The organism is Pseudomonas sp. RL (assembly GCF_000647775.1).
Taxonomy (GTDB): domain Bacteria; phylum Pseudomonadota; class Gammaproteobacteria; order Pseudomonadales; family Pseudomonadaceae; genus Serpens; species Serpens flexibilis.
On sequence record NZ_JBOY01000008.1, the window covers coordinates 1 to 14,877 of the forward strand.

Genomic DNA, 14,877 nt, shown 5'->3' on the forward strand with positions numbered 1-14,877 from the left:
CCGCTGCGCTCGACCGCCGCGCGGATGGCGGCGGCGCCCAGTTGCGGGGCGCTGAGGCTGGCGAGGTCGCCCTGGAAGCCGCCCATCGGCGTGCGCGCGCTGCCAAGAATTACTACCGGATCGCTGTGCATGGGGCTCACCTCTCTTTATTTCGCGGCCATGCGCAGGGCGCCGTCCAGACGGATCACTTCGCCGTTGAGCATGTCGTTCTCGACGATCTGCCGCACCAGGGCCGCGAACTCGGCCGGACGGCCCAGGCGCGGGGGAAAGGGCACACCGGCGGCCAACGCATCGCGCACCTCCTGCGGCATGCCGGCCATCATCGGCGTCTCGAACACGCCCGGCGCGATGGTCATCACCCGGATGCCGTAACGCGCCAGTTCGCGCGCGGCGGGCAGCGTCAGGGCGACGACGCCGCCCTTGGACGCCGCATAGGCCGCCTGCCCGATTTGACCATCGAAGGCGGCGATCGATGCGGTGTTGATGATCACCCCGCGATTGCCCTGCGCGTCCGGCGCCCCCTCGGCGATCGCCTCGGCGGCCAGGCGCAGCATGTTGAAGCTGCCGATCAGGTTGAGGCCGATCACCCGGGCGAAGCTGTCCAGGCCATGCGGCCCCTGGCGACCGAGGATGCGCTCGCCGCTGGCCACCCCCGCGCAGTTGACCAGGCCGTGCAACGCGCCGAAGTGCTCCCGCGCCGCGTTCACCGCGGCCTGGGCGGCCGCCACGTCGCACACATCGGTGACCACGCCGCGCGCATGGGCGCCCAGGGCGCGCACGCGCGCATCCAGCGCCTCTGCGTTGATGTCCGCCAGCAGCACCCGGGCGCCGGCCGCCAGCAACCCTTCGGCCGCCGCTGCGCCGAGGCCCGAAGCGCCCCCGGTGATCAGGAAAACCTTGTCCTTGATGTCCATGGCACCGCCCTCGCAATCAGGTCCGCGTCATCTTCGGCAGCCCCAATGGCGCGGACAATGGTCGCTCGTCTCAATCTGCCTGACCGTTTTCGCCAATCGGCGCGCCGAGGATCAGTGCGCGGTACTGGCCCGGATTGGTGCCGGTCCACTTGCGAAACGCCCGGTAGAACGAGCTGGCCTCGGCAAAGCCCAGGCGCTCGGCGATCTGCGTGTAGGTGAGCGTCGCATCGGCCAGCCACAGCGTGGCCATCTCCTGGCGCACCAGGTCCTTGATCGCCTGGTACGGCAGGCCGGCTTCGGCGAGGCGGCGACGCAGGGTCGAGGGCGACAGGCAGCACTGGCGCGCCAGTTGCTCGCCGCTCGGCCACTGCTCGGCCGGCAGGGCGCGCAACTGCGCCTTGATGCGGCTGGCCAGGCTGGTGTTGTCGCGGTAGCGGACCAGGATGTTGGCCGGCGCCTGGGCCAGGAAGGCCTGCAGTTCCGCTTCGCTGCGACGCACCGGCAGGTCCAGTGCGGCGGCGGCGAAGATGATCCGCGTGCGGCCCTGGGCGAAGCGCAGGTTGTCGGAGAACATCACCCGATAGTCGTCGGTGTAGGCCGGTTCGGCGCAGCGCAATTCGACGGCCAGCAGCGGGATGCGCCGCCCGGTCAGCCAGCAGGCCAGACCGTGCAGGAGCATCCAGAAGGTGAAATAGCCGAACGCGCGCAGCGGCCGCTCGTCAGCCTCCAGCAGGACGACCTCCGCCAGGCTCTGGCTGCGCTGCAGGTCGGCGCGGAAGCGCTCGAAGGCCAGGGCGAAGAACTCCAGTGCCACCCGCAGCGCGCGTTCCAGGGTCGGCTGGCCCATCGCCGCGCGGCAGACGAAGGCGAAGCTGCCCGCGCGCAGCCGCCGCGCATCCATGCCGAAGAACTCGTCGTCGAAGTGCCGCGCCAGTCGGCGCCACAGCCGGCTGTACTGCGCCACCTCGACCCGCGCCTCGGCGTCGCGCAGGTCGATCGACGCCAGCCCAAGCTGGCGCAGCAGGTCCTCGGCCGACCGCTGCGGCGAGGTGAAGGCCAGCAGCGCCTGATCCACCAGCCGCACAGAAATGCTGCCCCTGCCGTCGCGGCTCATGCGCGGCCCATCATCAGCTCGTGGCTGCTGGCCGCGACGTCGCGCAGGAAGTCCCAGCACACGCGCATGCGCGCCAGGTCCTTGTTTTCCACGGGCATGAGCATCCAGAAGGTGCGGGTGAACTCGATCTCGTCGACCAGCACGCCCTTGAGCAGCGGCTCGCGGCGCGCGGCGAACGCCGGCAGGATCGCCAGCCCGGCGCCGGCGGCGACCGCCTCCTGCTGGGCGAGGATGCTGGTGCTGCGCAGCGAGTGCTGGCGCGGCCGGACGATTTCGTCGAGGTAGAACAGCTCCTTGCTGTACAGCAGGTCCTCGATGTAGCTGACGAACACGTGCTCGCCGAGGTCTTCGCGGCTGCGGATCGGCGGGTGGGACGCCAGGTAGGCTTCCGAGGCGTACAGGCGCAGCACGTAGTCGGTGAGCTTGGTGATCACGTAGGGCCCGCGTTCGGGGCGCTCCAGGGTGATGACGATGTCCGCCTCGTTGCGCGCCAGGCGCACCGAGCGCGGCACCGCCAGCAGGTCCACGCCCAGGTGCGGGTAGCTGCGCGTCAGGCTGGCCAGGTGGCCGGCGAGCATCAACGTGCCGTAGCCCTCGGTGGCGCCGATGCGCACCTGCCCGGAGAGGCGGTCGGCGCTCAGGCTCGGTTGCTCGATGGAGGCGACGGCGCTTTCCATCGCCTCGGCCTGGGCGAGCAGTTCACGTCCCGCTTCGGACAGGCGATAGCCGGCCTTGGCGCGGATGAACAGCTGGCGGTCGAGGGCCTTCTCCAGCGCCTGCACGCGCCGCGCCACCGTGGTGTGGTCGACGCCCAGGCGCCGCGCGGCCGCGGTCAGCCGGCCGGCACGCGCCAGTTCGAGGAAGTAACGCAGGTTGTCCCAATCCACAGCCGCCTCCGAATACCATCCGTGCAAAAACGCAGATTACCTCTGCGTCCAGCACCGTGGGTTTACGATTTTCCCGCTGCTAGCATCGGGCCTCGACCTCATCCCAAGGAACCGCCATGAGCCCAGCCAAGATTCAGCTCGCCATGCACGGGCACACTGCCCTGCTGACCATCGCCAACCCGCCGGCCAACACCTGGGACCGCGAATCGCTGGCCGCCCTGGAGCAACTGATCGGGCAGCTCAACGACGACCCGAATGTCTACGCGCTGGTCGTCACCGGCCAGGGCGACAAGTTCTTCTCCGCCGGGGCCGATCTCAAGCAGTTCGCCGACGGCGACAAGACCGCCGCCCGCGAGGTCGCCGAGCTGTTCGGCCGCGCCTTCACGGCGCTGAGTCAGTTCCGCGGCGTATCCATCGCCGCGATCAACGGCTACGCCATGGGCGGTGGCCTGGAATGCGCGCTGGCCTGCGACATCCGCATCGCCGAGGAGCAGGCGCAGATGGCGCTGCCGGAGGCCAGCGTCGGCCTGCTGCCGTGCGCCGGCGGCACCCAGAATCTGCCCTGGCTGGTGGGCGAAGGCTGGGCCAAGCGCATGATCCTCTGCGGCGAGCGCGTCAACGCGCAGAAGGCCGAACGCATCGGCCTGGTCGAGGAAGTGGTGCCGCGCGGCGAGGCGCTGGCGTTCGCCCTGCAACTGGCCGAGCGCGTGCACGCACAGAGTCCCTCCTCGGTCAGCCGCTGCAAGCGCCTGGTGATGAACGCACGCAGCGCGCCGCACGCCCAGGGCTGGGCCGCCGAGCGGGATCTGTTCGTCGAGCTGTTCGACACCCGCGACCAGCGCGAAGGCGTGAATGCCTTCCTGGAAAAGCGCAGCGCGCGCTGGCAGAACGCCTGAGCCCGGCGCAGCCCCGCCACCGCGGGGCTGTCTGCCCGCCGGCATCAGGGCTGCCGTTCCGCCTTCGGCCGCAACTCGCTTGACCAGACATGCCGGCGCCCCGGCTCCGGCGCGCTCAACGGCTGGCATTCCACCAGGCTCTGGCGGCAGCGCTGGGCGAGCAGCTGATACTCGCGCGTGGCGGCCTGCTTCCAGGCGACTTCCTCGTCGCCGAGCAGGCGCTTAACGCTGGCCGGCGTGCCCATCACCAGCGATTGCGGCTCGCAGGTGAAGCCCGCCTTGACGAAGGCCGCGGCCGACACGAACGAGCGGGCGCCGATCGAGGCGCGATCCATCACCACCGCGTTCATGCCGATCAACGCATCGGCGCCGATCCGGCAGCCGTGGATCACCGCGCCATGGCCGATATGGCCGTGCCGCTCGACCACCGTGTCGCTGTCCGGGAAGCCGTGCATGACGCAGGTGTCCTGCAGGTTGGCGCCCTCCTCCAGGACGATGCGCCCGAAGTCGCCGCGCAGGCTGGCCAGCGGGCCGACATAGCAACCGGCGCCGACGATCACGTCGCCGATGAGTACCGCGGTGGGGTGCACGAAGGCGCTGGGATGCACCACCGGCGTCAGGCCATCGAGGCTGTAACAGGGCATGGCGATTCTCGTCTGCCAGGGGGATCGACGAACCGCGCCGGCGCCAGCCGGCGCCGGCTCACTTGAAGTTGCGCTTCACCAGCCGCTCCAGCCAGCCGACGATGCCGGAGCGGAACAGCAGCACGCAGAGCACGAAGATCACCCCGAGGATCACGTGCACCCATTCGCCCAGCGGGCCGTTGGACAGCGAACTCTGCAGGGTGACCACCACCGTGGCGCCGACCAGCGGGCCGAGCAGCGTGCCCACGCCGCCGAGCAGGGTCATCAGGATCACCTCGCCGGACATGTGCCAGTGCGCATCGGTGAGCGAGGCCAGCTGGAACACCACGGTCTTGGTCGCCCCCGCCAGGCCGGCCAGCGCTGACGAGATGACGAAGGCCAGCAGCTTGTGCGCATCGACGTTGTAGCCGAGCGACACGGCGCGCGGCTCGTTCTCGCGGATCGCCTTGAGCACCTGGCCGTAGGGCGAATGGATGGTGCGCTGGATGACCGCGAAGCCGAACACGAACACCGCCAGCACGACGTAGTACAGCGCCAGGTTGTTCTGCATGTCGATCAGGCCGAACAGGTGGCCGCGCGGTACGCCCTGCAGGCCGTTCTCGCCGCCGGTGAACGGCGCCTGGACGAAGACGAAGAACACCATCTGCGCCAGCGCCAGGGTGATCATCGCGAAGTAGATGCCCTGCCTGCGGATCGCCAGCAGGCCGAAGATCAGCCCCAGCAGCGTCGAGGCCAGCGTGCCGGCGAGGATGCCCAGCTCGGTGCTCAACCCGCTGTACGTGCTCAGCATGTGACCGGTGATGTAGCCGCCACAGGCGAAGAACGCCGCGTGGCCGAAGGACAGCAACCCCGCGTAGCCGAGCAGCAGGTTGAAGGCGCAGGCGAACAGGGCGAAGCACAGCAGCTTCATCAGGAACACCGGGTAGATGGCCAGCGGCGCCAGCAGCGCCAGGCCCAGCAGCGCCAGGTAGAACAGCTGCCGGCGGCGCGTCGCGGCACGCCGCCGTTCGCGTTCGACATTGGCCCGTACCGCCAGCGGCACCGCTGCAACGCTTTCTTGACTCGACATGCTCACGCCTCCTTACCGAACAGGCCCGCCGGACGCACCAGCAGCACCAGCACCATGATCACGAAGATCACCGTGTTGGCGGCCTCCGGGTAGAACACCTTGGTCAGGCCTTCGATCAGGCCCATGGCCAGACCGGTGATGATCGCGCCCATGATCGAACCCATGCCGCCGATGACCACCACGGCGAACACCACGATCAGCAGGTTGGCGCCCATGCCCGGCGTCACCGCATAGATGGGCGCGGCCAGCACGCCGGCGAACGCCGCCAGGGCCACGCCGTAGCCGTAGGTGAGGGTGACCAGCAGCGGCACGTTGATGCCGAACGCCTGCATCAGCTTGGGGTTCTCGGTGCCGGCGCGCAGGTAGGAGCCCAGCCGGGTGCGCTCGATCATGTACCAGGTGGCGAAGCACACCAGCAGCGCGGCGACGATCACCCAGGCGCGGTAGGTGGGCAGGAACATGAAGCCCAGGTTGTAGCCGCCCTTGAGGGCCTCGGGCATCGGGTAGGACGAGCCGGACACGCCGAACAGCTTGACGAAGCTGCCCTCGACGATCAGCGCCAGGCCGAAGGTCAGCAGCAGGCCGTAGAGGTGATCCTCACCGGCGATGCGCCGCAGCAGGCCGCGCTCGATGGCCATGCCCAGCAGGCCGATCAGCAGCGGCGAGAGCAGCAGCGCCGCCCAGTAGTTGACGCCCAGGTAGTTCAGGCCGAGGAACGCGGCGAAGGCGCCGAGCATGTACTGCGCGCCATGGGCGAAGTTGATGATGCGCAGCAAGCCGAAGATGATCGCCAGGCCAAGGCTCAACAGCGCGTAGAACGAGCCGTTGATCAGGCCGAGCAGCAGCTGCCCGAGCAGCACGCTCAGGGGGACGCCGAAAACGAGAGTCATGATTCACCACCGTCGTGAAGTTCCGCGGCACCCGCCGGCCTCTGACGGCCGGCGGGTGGGCTGGCTCAGCGCTCGCTCAGTTCTTGGCCACCAGCTTGCACTGGCTCTCGGCGAGCGGCCGGAAGGCTTCGTCGCCCGGGATGGTGCGGACCATCTGGTACAGGTCCCATTCGCCCTTGGACTCGGCCGGGGTCTTGACCTTGACCAGGTACATGTCGTGGACCATGCGGCCGTCCTCGCGGATGCGGCCGTTCTTGGCGAACATGTCGTTCACCGGGGTCTTGGCCATCTGCGCGCGCACGGTCGCGGTGTCGTCGCTGCCGGTCTGCTTCACCGCGTTCAGGTAATGGGTGGTGGCCGAGTAGATGCCGGCGTGCACCATGGTCGGCTTGCTGCCGACGCGCTTCTGATAGCGCTCGGCCCAGGCGCGGGTTTCCTCGTTCATGTCCCAGTACCAGCCGGTGGTCAGCATCAGGCCCTGGGTCACGTCCAGGCCCATGGCGTGGATGTCGTTGAGGAACACCACCATGCCGGCGAGCCGCTGGCCGGATTGCGTCACGCCGAATTCGCTGGCGGTTTTCAGCGAGTTGACGGTGTCGGCGCCGGCGTTGGCCAGGGCGACCACGTCGGCGCCGGAACCCTGCGCCTGCAGGATGTAGGAGGAAAAGTCGCTGCTCGGGAACGGGTGGCGCACGGCGCCGACCACGCTGCCACCCTCGGCCTGGACCACCTTCTTGATGTCGGTTTCCATCGAGTGGCCGAAGGCGTAGTCGGCGGTCAGGATGTACCAGCTCTTGCCGCCGTCCTTGAGCACCGCGTTGGCGGTGCCGTTGGCCAGGGCGAAGGTGTCGTAGGTCCAGTGGATATGGTTGGGCGAGCAGTGCTCGTTGGTCAGGCTGGAGGCCGCCGCGCCGGAGATCAGCGCCAGCTTGCCGCCCTGCTCCACCACCTTGCTCGCCGCCAGCACCACGGAGCTGGCGACCAGGCCGGTCACCATGTCGACGTTGCGCTCGTCGATCCACTGGCGAACGGTGTTGGCGCCGACGTCCGGCTTGTTCAGGTCGTCGGCGTTGAACAGCACGATCTTCTTGCCGTCGACCGTGCCGCCGAAGTCTTCCACCGCCATCTTCAGCGCCTCCAGGCCGCCGGGGCCGGAGAGGTCGCGGTAGGTGCCGGACATGTCGGCGAGGTAGCCGATGCGGATTTCGTTGTTGCTGATCTGCGCCTGGGCGGCTGCGGCGATCAGGCTGGAAGCCAGGATGGCGCTGGCGCTGTTGCGGACAAAGTTCATGGCTCAAATCCCTCACGATTGTTTTTATTGTTTTACCGGCCGCATCCCGTGCGGCCGCTTGCTGCCTGCCTCGTCGAAAGCAGGGTTCACACCCCCAGACAACTGTTGAGAAAGTCCTTTCTGGCGTCCAGGTCCGCCGCCTTGATCTCCTCGATGATGCGGCCGTGTTCCATTACGTAGTGCCGGTCGGCCAGCGGCGCGGCGAAGCGGAAGTTCTGCTCCACCAGCACGATGGTCAGCCCGCGCTGCTTGAGCTTGATCAGCACCTCGCCGAGCTTCTGCACGATCACCGGCGCCAGGCCCTCGGTGATTTCGTCGAGCAGCAGCAGGTTGGCGCCGGTGCGCAGGATGCGCGCCATGGCGAGCATCTGCTGTTCGCCGCCGGACAGCCGCGTGCCCTGGCTGAAGCGGCGCTCGTAGAGGTTGGGAAACATCTCGTAGAGCTCGTCCAGGCCCATGCCGCCGCTGCGCACGGTGGGCGGCAGCAGGAGGTTTTCCTCGACGCTGAGGCTGGCGAAGATGCCGCGTTCCTCCGGACAGTAGCCGACCCCCAGGCGCGGGATCTGGTGCGCCGGCATGCCGATGGTCTCGTTGCCATTGACCAGGATCGAGCCGGTACGCCGGCCGACCAGGTTCATGATGGCGCGCAGGGTCGTGGTGCGCCCGGCGCCGTTGCGCCCGAGCAGCGTGACCAGCTCGCCGCGTCCGACCACCAGATCGACGCCGTGCAGGATGTGCGACTCGCCGTAGAAGGCGTGCAGGTCGCTGACCTGCAGTTGATGACGCTCGGCCGTCGGCTTCATGGCTGGGCCTCCACGGCGGCTTCGCTGCCCAGGTAGGCCTCGCGCACCTGCGGGTTGGCCGAAACGCTGTCGTAGTCGCCCTCGGCGAGCACCGCGCCGCGCGCCAGCACGGTGATGCGGTCGCACAGGCGGCTGACCACGCTGAGGTTGTGCTCGACCATCAGCACCGTGCGGTTGACGGCCGCGCGACGCACCAGGGCGACCACCATGTCGACGTCTTCGCTGCCCATGCCCTGGGTCGGCTCGTCGAGCAGCAGCACGACGGGGTCCAGCGCCAGGGTGGTGGCCAGCTCCAGCGCGCGCTTGCGGCCGTAGGGCAGCTCGATGGCCAAGGTATCGGCGAAGGATTCCAGGTCCACCTCGGCGAGCAGCTGCATGGCCTGCTCGTCGAGGGCGTGCAGGCTGCGCTCGGATTTCCAGAACTGGTAGGAATTGCCCAGCTTCTGCTGCAGGGCGACGCGCACGTTCTCCAGCACGCTCAGGTGGCCGAACACCGCGGAGATCTGGAACGAGCGCACCAGGCCGAGCCGGGCGATCTCGCTCGCTTTCATCGCGGTGATGTTCTTGCCGCGATAGAGGATCTCGCCACGGGTCGGCGTGAGGAACTTGGTAAGCAGGTTGAACACGGTGGTCTTGCCGGCCCCGTTCGGGCCGATCAATGCATGGATGTGCCCCTGACGGACTTGCAGATCCACGGCGTCCACGGCGGTGAAGCCGCGAAACTCCTTGGTCAGGCCGCGCGTTTCCAGCACGAACTGCGATTCCATGGGATGCCCTCTAACCTTGATTGTTGTTGTTGGTTATGGCGCAGCCAGATACCCTTTACGTAAACGATAACAACCGGTTTCCGCGGCCAGCAAGCGGCATTTTCAAACGCTCGACTGATTGGTCAAGAGATGACGCACCAGGTCGAGAACTGCGCCCCGCTCTCAGCGGGCGACCGTCCTGGGCACGCGGCCCAGCAGGTAGAACTCGTCGTTGGGCGGCGTGCGCGCCATGGACACCAGGCGGTTGGACAGCCCGAACAGCGCGGCGATGGCGCCGATGTCCCAGATGTCGTCGCGACTGAAACCCTGTGCTTCCAGGCGCGCCTGCCAGGGGTCGTCGAGCACGCCGCGCCCGGCGGCCAGGTGCAGGGCGAAATCCAGCATGGTGCGCTGGCGTGCGGAAATCGGCGCGGTGCGGTAGTTGACCGCGAGCTGGTCGGCCAGCTGCGCGTCCTTGGCCAGGATGCGCAGGATCGCGCCATGGGCGACCACGCAGTACAGGCAGCCGTGGTCGGCGCTGACCGCCACCACGATCATTTCCTTCTCGGCCTGGGTCAGGCTGTCGGACGCGCGCTCCATCAGCGCGTCGTGGTAGGCGAAGAAGGCGCGGAACTCCGCCGGCCGATGGGCCAGCATGAGGAACACGTTGGGGATGAAGCCGGCCTTTGCCTGCACGGCGAGGATCCGTTCGCGCAGGTCGGCGGGCAGTGCATCGAGGCTGTCGGGCAGCGGAAAACGACTGATCGGCTGAGGCATGGAGCAGCTCTCCGTGGGAGTGGATCGACGTTGAACCTGCTGGCCGGGCAGAACCCGGCCAGTGCCGGTCAGTGCTGTTCGCTGATGCCCAGTTCGACCACGCTGATCTCGCGCATGCGGAACTTCTGCACCTTGCCGCTGATGGTCATCGGGAAGTCGTCGACGAACTTGATGTGGCGTGGCGTCTTGTAGTGGGCGATGCGCCCCTTGCAGAACTCGCGCAGCGCCTCGCACTCGACCTGATGACCCGGGTGCAGCTTGACCCAGGCGACGATCTCCTCGCCGTACTTGCTGTCCGGCACGCCGATCACCTGCACGTCGGCCACCGCCGGATGGGTGAAGAGGAATTCCTCGATCTCGCGCGGATACACGTTCTCGCCGCCACGAATGATCATGTCCTTGTTGCGGCCGACGATCTTCACGTAGCCCTCGTCGTCCATCACCGCCAGGTCGCCGGTGTGCATCCAGCGCGCGCCGTCGATGGCCTCGCGGGTCGCCTCCGGGTTGTTCCAGTAGCCGAGCATCACGCTGTAGCCGCGGGTGCAGAGTTCGCCGATCTGCCCGCGCGGCACGATGGCGCCGTGCTCGTCGACGATCTTGCTTTCCAGGTGCGGCTGGGTGCGGCCGACGCTGGTCACGCGGCGCTCCAGGTCGTCGTCGGCGCTGGTCTGGGTGGACACCGGGCTGGTTTCGGTCATGCCGTAGGCGATCTGCATTTCGGCGAGGTGCATGTCGTCGATGACGCGCTTCATCACCTCGATCGGGCAGGTGGAGCCGGCCATGATGCCGGTGCGCAGGCTGCTCAGGTCCAGCGACTGGCGCTCCGGGTGGTCGAGCATGGCGATGAACATGGTCGGCACGCCGTACATGCCGGTGGCCTTTTCCTCGGCCGCGGCCTGCAGCGCCGCAAGCGGCTCGAAGGCCGCGCTCGGGTAGATCATGGTGGTGCCGTGGGTGACGCAACCGAGGTTGCCCATGACCATGCCGAAGCAGTGGTACAGCGGCACCGGGATCACCAGGCGGTCGTGCTCGGTCAGCTTGAGGCTCTCGCCGACCATGTAGCCGTTATTGAGGATGTTGTAGTGGCTGAGGGTGGCGCCCTTGGGAAAGCCCGTGGTGCCGGAGGTGTACTGGATGTTGATGGGATCGTCGAATTGCAGGCGCTCGCCGCACTGGCGCAGCTGCTCGGGGCCGACCTGCTCGGCCATCTCCATCAGCGCCGGCCAGGGCAGCATGCCGTCCAGCGGCTGGCGGCCCAGACTGATCACGCCGCGCAGCTCCGGCAGCATGTGGCTCTGCAGCGCGCCGAGCGCCGCGTTTTCCAGCTCCGGCAGCAGCTCGTGGAGCATGGCGTGGTAGTCGGAGGTCTTGAAGGCATCGGCGCAGATCAGCCAGCGGCAGCCGGACTGCTTGAGCGCGTATTCCAGTTCGCTGAGCCGGTAGGCCGGGTTGATGTTGACCAGCACCACGCCGATCTTCGCCGTGGCGAACTGGGTGATGCACCACTCGGCATTGTTCGGCGACCAGATCCCGAGCCGCTCGCCGGCCTGCAGGCCGAGCGCCAGCAAGCCGCGTGCGCAACGGTCCACCGCCTGCGCCAGCTCCGCCCATGTGTAACGCAGTTGCTGATCGCGTACCACCAGGGCCTCGCGCCGGGGAAAGCGCTCCACGGTGCGATCGAAGGCCGCGCCGATGGTCATGGGCAACAGGGGTTTGCTCTGCGGTCCGCAGGTATAACTCGGAAGACTCATGGCGAATTTCCTCAGTCTTATGTTTGTTATGAGGCGTTGCTTCCCAAGTGCCCGTGGTGTTGACAGTTGTCCAGGGGCAGGATTACGTTAACGTAAAGGTGACTACCCCGACAACCCGTTCCAAAAGTCGAAGGACAGCGGGCCGGGGTGCCGGAAAGAGTGGCGCAATCGCCGCCGCCGCAACCCGAACATAGAACAACTACAAGACAGCAGGTGGCCCCATGAACTATTCCAGCCTCAACTTTGCCCTCGGCGACACCATCGACATGCTGCGCGAACAGGTGCAGGCCTTCGTCGCCGCCGAGCTGGCACCGCGCGCCGCGACCATCGACCAGGACAACCTGTTCCCGGCCGACATGTGGAAGAAGTTCGGCGAGATGGGTCTGCTCGGCGTGACCGTCTCCGAGGAGTACGGCGGCGCCGGCCTCGGCTACCTGGCACACGTGGTGGCGATGGAAGAGATCAGCCGCGGCTCGGCCTCGGTCGCCCTGTCCTACGGCGCCCATTCGAACCTGTGCGTCAACCAAATCAACCGCAACGGCACGCCCGCGCAGAAGGCCAAGTACCTGCCCAAACTGATCAGCGGCGAGCACATCGGCGCGCTGGCGATGAGCGAGCCCAACGCCGGTTCCGACGTGGTGTCCATGAAGCTGCGTGCCGACAAGAAGGGCGACCGCTTCGTGCTCAACGGCAGCAAGACCTGGATCACCAACGGCCCGGACGCCAACACCTACGTGATCTACGCCAAGACCGACCTGGACAAGGGCCCGCACGGCATCACCGCGTTCATCGTCGAGCGCGACTGGAAGGGTTTCTCGCGCGGCAACAAGTTCGACAAGCTGGGCATGCGTGGCTCCAACACCTGCGAGCTGTTCTTCGATGACGTCGAGGTGCCCGAGGAGAACGTGCTGGGCGTGGTGAATGGCGGCGTGAAGGTGCTGATGAGCGGCCTGGACTACGAGCGCGTGGTGCTGGCCGGCGGCCCGACCGGGATCATGCAGGCCTGCCTCGACGTGGTGGTGCCCTACATCCACGACCGCAAGCAGTTCGGCCAGAGCATCGGCGAGTTCCAGTTCATCCAGGGCAAGGTGGCCGACATGTACACCCAGCTCAACGCCAGCCGCGCCTACCTCTATGCCGTCGCCCAGGCCTGCGACCGTGGCGAGACCACCCGCAAGGACGCCGCCGGGGTGATCCTCTACACCGCCGAGAACGCCACGCAGATGGCCCTGCAGGCGATCCAGATCCTCGGCGGCAACGGCTACATCAATGAGTTCCCCACCGGCCGCCTGCTGCGCGACGCCAAGCTATACGAGATCGGCGCCGGCACCAGCGAGATCCGCCGCATGCTGATCGGCCGCGAGCTGTTCAACGAATCCAAGTGAGCCTGCCCACTCGTAGGGCGGAAAACCGCGAAGCGTTTTCCACCGCAGCGCCATCCACGACGGAATGAACCGGAGCCGACCATGGCCATCCTGCACACCCAGATCAACACCCGCTCGCCGGAGTTCGCCGCCAACCGTGCGGCGATGCTCGACCAGGTGAACGAGCTGCGCGCCCTGCTCGGCCGCGTCAGTGAAGGCGGCGGCGCGACCGCCCAGCAGCGCCACGTGTCGCGCGGCAAGCTGCTGGTGCGCGCACGCATCGACACGCTGCTCGACACCGGCTCGGCCTTCCTCGAACTGGCGCCGCTGGCCGCCCACGAGGTGTACGGCGAGGACGTCGCCGCCGCCGGCGTGGTCGCCGGCATCGGCCGCGTCGAAGGCGTCGAGTGCATGATCATCGCCAACGACGCCACCGTGAAGGGCGGCAGCTACTACCCGCTGACGGTGAAGAAGCACCTGCGCGCGCAGACCGTGGCGCGCGAGAACCGCCTGCCGTGCATCTACCTGGTGGATTCCGGCGGCGCCAACCTGCCGCGCCAGGACGAGGTGTTCCCGGACCGCGAGCACTTCGGCCGCATCTTCTTCAACCAGGCGAACATGAGCGCCCTGGGCATCCCGCAGATCGCCGTGGTGATGGGCTCGTGCACCGCCGGCGGCGCCTATGTGCCGGCGATGGCCGACGAAACCATCATGGTGCGCAACCAGGCGACCATCTTCCTCGCCGGCCCGCCGCTGGTGAAGGCCGCCACCGGCGAGGTGGTGACCGCCGAGGAGCTGGGCGGCGCCGACGTGCACTGCAAGACCTCCGGGGTCGCCGACCACTACGCCGAGAATGACGAACACGCGCTGGCCCTCGCCCGCCGCTGCGTGGCCAACCTCAACTGGCGCAAGCTCGGCCAGCTGCAGAGCCGTGAGCCGCGCGCGCCGCTGTACGCGGCCGAGGAGCTGTACGGGGTGATCCCGGCGCAGGCCAAGCAGCCCTACGACGTGCGCGAGGTGATCGCGCGCCTGGTGGACGGCAGCGAGTTCGATGAATTCAAGGCGTTGTTCGGCACCACGCTGGTCTGCGGCTTCGCCCACCTGCACGGCTACCCGATCGCCATCCTCGCCAACAACGGCATCCTGTTTTCCGAGGCGGCGCAGAAGGGCGCGCACTTCATCGAGCTGGCCTGCCAGCGCGGCGTGCCGCTGCTGTTCCTGCAGAACATCACCGGCTTCATGGTCGGCCAGAAGTACGAGGCCGGCGGCATCGCCAAGCACGGCGCCAAGCTGGTCACCGCGGTGGCCTGCGCCCAGGTGCCGAAGTTCACCGTGCTGATCGGCGGCAGCTTCGGCGCCGGCAACTACGGCATGTGCGGACGCGCCTACGACCCGCGCTTCCTGTGGATGTGGCCCAACGCGCGCATCGCGGTGATGGGCGGCGAACAGGCCGCCGGGGTGCTGGCCCAGGTCAAGCAGGAGCAGAGCGAACGCGCCGGCAAGCGCCTCGGCGACGACGAGGTGGCGGCCATCAAGCAGCCGATCCTCGAGCAGTACGAGCGCCAGGGGCATCCTTATTACTCCAGCGCGCGGCTGTGGGACGACGGCGTGATCGACCCGGCGCAGACCCGCGAGGTGCTGGCGCTGGCGCTGTCCGCCGCGCTGAACGCACCGATCGAGCCGACCCGCTTCGGCGTGTTCCGCATGTAAGTCGCGCCACGCCGGCGCGAC

At 67.8% G+C, this 14,877-nt stretch carries 14 protein-coding genes and 1 pseudogene; 3 read left to right on the forward strand and 12 right to left on the reverse strand.

Going from position 1 to position 14,877, the window contains the following annotated elements; genetic code table 11:
* From AS93_RS20505 to AS93_RS0102205, 4 genes and pseudogenes are all read right to left on the reverse strand, one after another.
* Positions 1-131 (reverse strand): annotated as a pseudogene (locus tag AS93_RS20505) (acetyl-CoA C-acetyltransferase); the annotation flags it as partial.
* A 15-nt stretch (positions 132-146) separates the two neighbouring features.
* Positions 147-914 carry an SDR family NAD(P)-dependent oxidoreductase gene (locus tag AS93_RS0102195; protein WP_027589057.1) on the reverse strand — a complete coding sequence of 256 codons (768 nt, stop codon included), beginning with the start codon at positions 912-914 and terminating at the stop codon, positions 147-149.
* A 70-nt stretch (positions 915-984) separates the two neighbouring features.
* Entirely contained in the window at positions 985-2,028 is a 1,044-nt protein-coding gene (locus AS93_RS18585; protein WP_051587311.1) for an AraC family transcriptional regulator, read from the reverse strand.
* Entirely contained in the window at positions 2,025-2,915 is an 891-nt protein-coding gene (locus AS93_RS0102205) for a LysR family transcriptional regulator (protein ID WP_027589058.1), read from the reverse strand. Before AS93_RS0102205 ends, AS93_RS18585 begins: the two co-directional genes overlap by 4 nt.
* A 116-nt stretch (positions 2,916-3,031) precedes the next feature.
* On the opposite strand from AS93_RS0102205, the gene AS93_RS0102210 reads away from it, so the two are divergent.
* Entirely contained in the window at positions 3,032-3,811 is a 780-nt protein-coding gene (locus AS93_RS0102210) for an enoyl-CoA hydratase (RefSeq protein WP_027589059.1), read from the forward strand.
* Between the two features lie 44 nt (positions 3,812-3,855).
* On the opposite strand, the gene paaY is transcribed toward AS93_RS0102210, so the two are convergent.
* From paaY to AS93_RS0102250, 8 genes are all read right to left on the reverse strand, one after another.
* On the reverse strand, positions 3,856-4,455 hold the full coding sequence (gene paaY, locus AS93_RS0102215) for a phenylacetic acid degradation protein PaaY (protein ID WP_027589060.1): 600 nt from the start codon (positions 4,453-4,455) through the stop codon (positions 3,856-3,858).
* A 58-nt stretch (positions 4,456-4,513) separates the two neighbouring features.
* Positions 4,514-5,524 (reverse strand): branched-chain amino acid ABC transporter permease, encoded by a 1,011-nt coding sequence (locus tag AS93_RS0102220; protein ID WP_027589061.1) that lies wholly within the window; start codon positions 5,522-5,524, stop codon positions 4,514-4,516.
* Positions 5,525-5,526: 2 nt separating this feature from the next.
* Positions 5,527-6,414 carry a branched-chain amino acid ABC transporter permease gene (locus AS93_RS0102225; RefSeq protein ID WP_027589062.1) on the reverse strand — a complete coding sequence of 296 codons (888 nt, stop codon included), beginning with the start codon at positions 6,412-6,414 and terminating at the stop codon, positions 5,527-5,529.
* A gap of 76 nt (positions 6,415-6,490) precedes the next feature.
* On the reverse strand, positions 6,491-7,705 hold the full coding sequence (locus AS93_RS0102230; RefSeq protein ID WP_027589063.1) for an ABC transporter substrate-binding protein: 1,215 nt from the start codon (positions 7,703-7,705) through the stop codon (positions 6,491-6,493).
* Positions 7,706-7,791: 86 nt separating this feature from the next.
* Entirely contained in the window at positions 7,792-8,508 is a 717-nt protein-coding gene (locus tag AS93_RS0102235) for an ABC transporter ATP-binding protein (protein ID WP_027589064.1), read from the reverse strand.
* Positions 8,505-9,275: an ABC transporter ATP-binding protein gene (locus tag AS93_RS0102240; protein ID WP_027589065.1), complete on the reverse strand. Its 771-nt coding sequence runs from the start codon at positions 9,273-9,275 to the stop codon at positions 8,505-8,507. Before AS93_RS0102240 ends, AS93_RS0102235 begins: the two co-directional genes overlap by 4 nt.
* Positions 9,276-9,437: 162 nt before the next feature.
* The gene (locus tag AS93_RS0102245) at positions 9,438-10,031 is read right to left on the reverse strand and encodes a peroxidase-related enzyme (RefSeq protein WP_027589066.1); all 594 of its coding nucleotides are present in this window, start codon (positions 10,029-10,031) and stop codon (positions 9,438-9,440) included.
* 68 nt (positions 10,032-10,099) lie between these two features.
* Positions 10,100-11,782 carry an AMP-binding protein gene (locus AS93_RS0102250; RefSeq protein ID WP_027589067.1) on the reverse strand — a complete coding sequence of 561 codons (1,683 nt, stop codon included), beginning with the start codon at positions 11,780-11,782 and terminating at the stop codon, positions 10,100-10,102.
* Between the two features lie 221 nt (positions 11,783-12,003).
* Between AS93_RS0102250 and AS93_RS0102255 the strand changes: the two genes are divergently transcribed.
* Both AS93_RS0102255 and AS93_RS0102260 read left to right on the forward strand, forming a co-directional pair.
* Positions 12,004-13,167, forward strand: coding sequence for an isovaleryl-CoA dehydrogenase (locus AS93_RS0102255; protein ID WP_027589068.1), 1,164 nt, complete (start codon positions 12,004-12,006; stop codon positions 13,165-13,167).
* A gap of 81 nt (positions 13,168-13,248) precedes the next feature.
* Positions 13,249-14,856, forward strand: coding sequence for a carboxyl transferase domain-containing protein (locus AS93_RS0102260; RefSeq protein ID WP_027589069.1), 1,608 nt, complete (start codon positions 13,249-13,251; stop codon positions 14,854-14,856).
* The last annotated feature ends 21 nt before the right edge of the window (positions 14,857-14,877 follow it).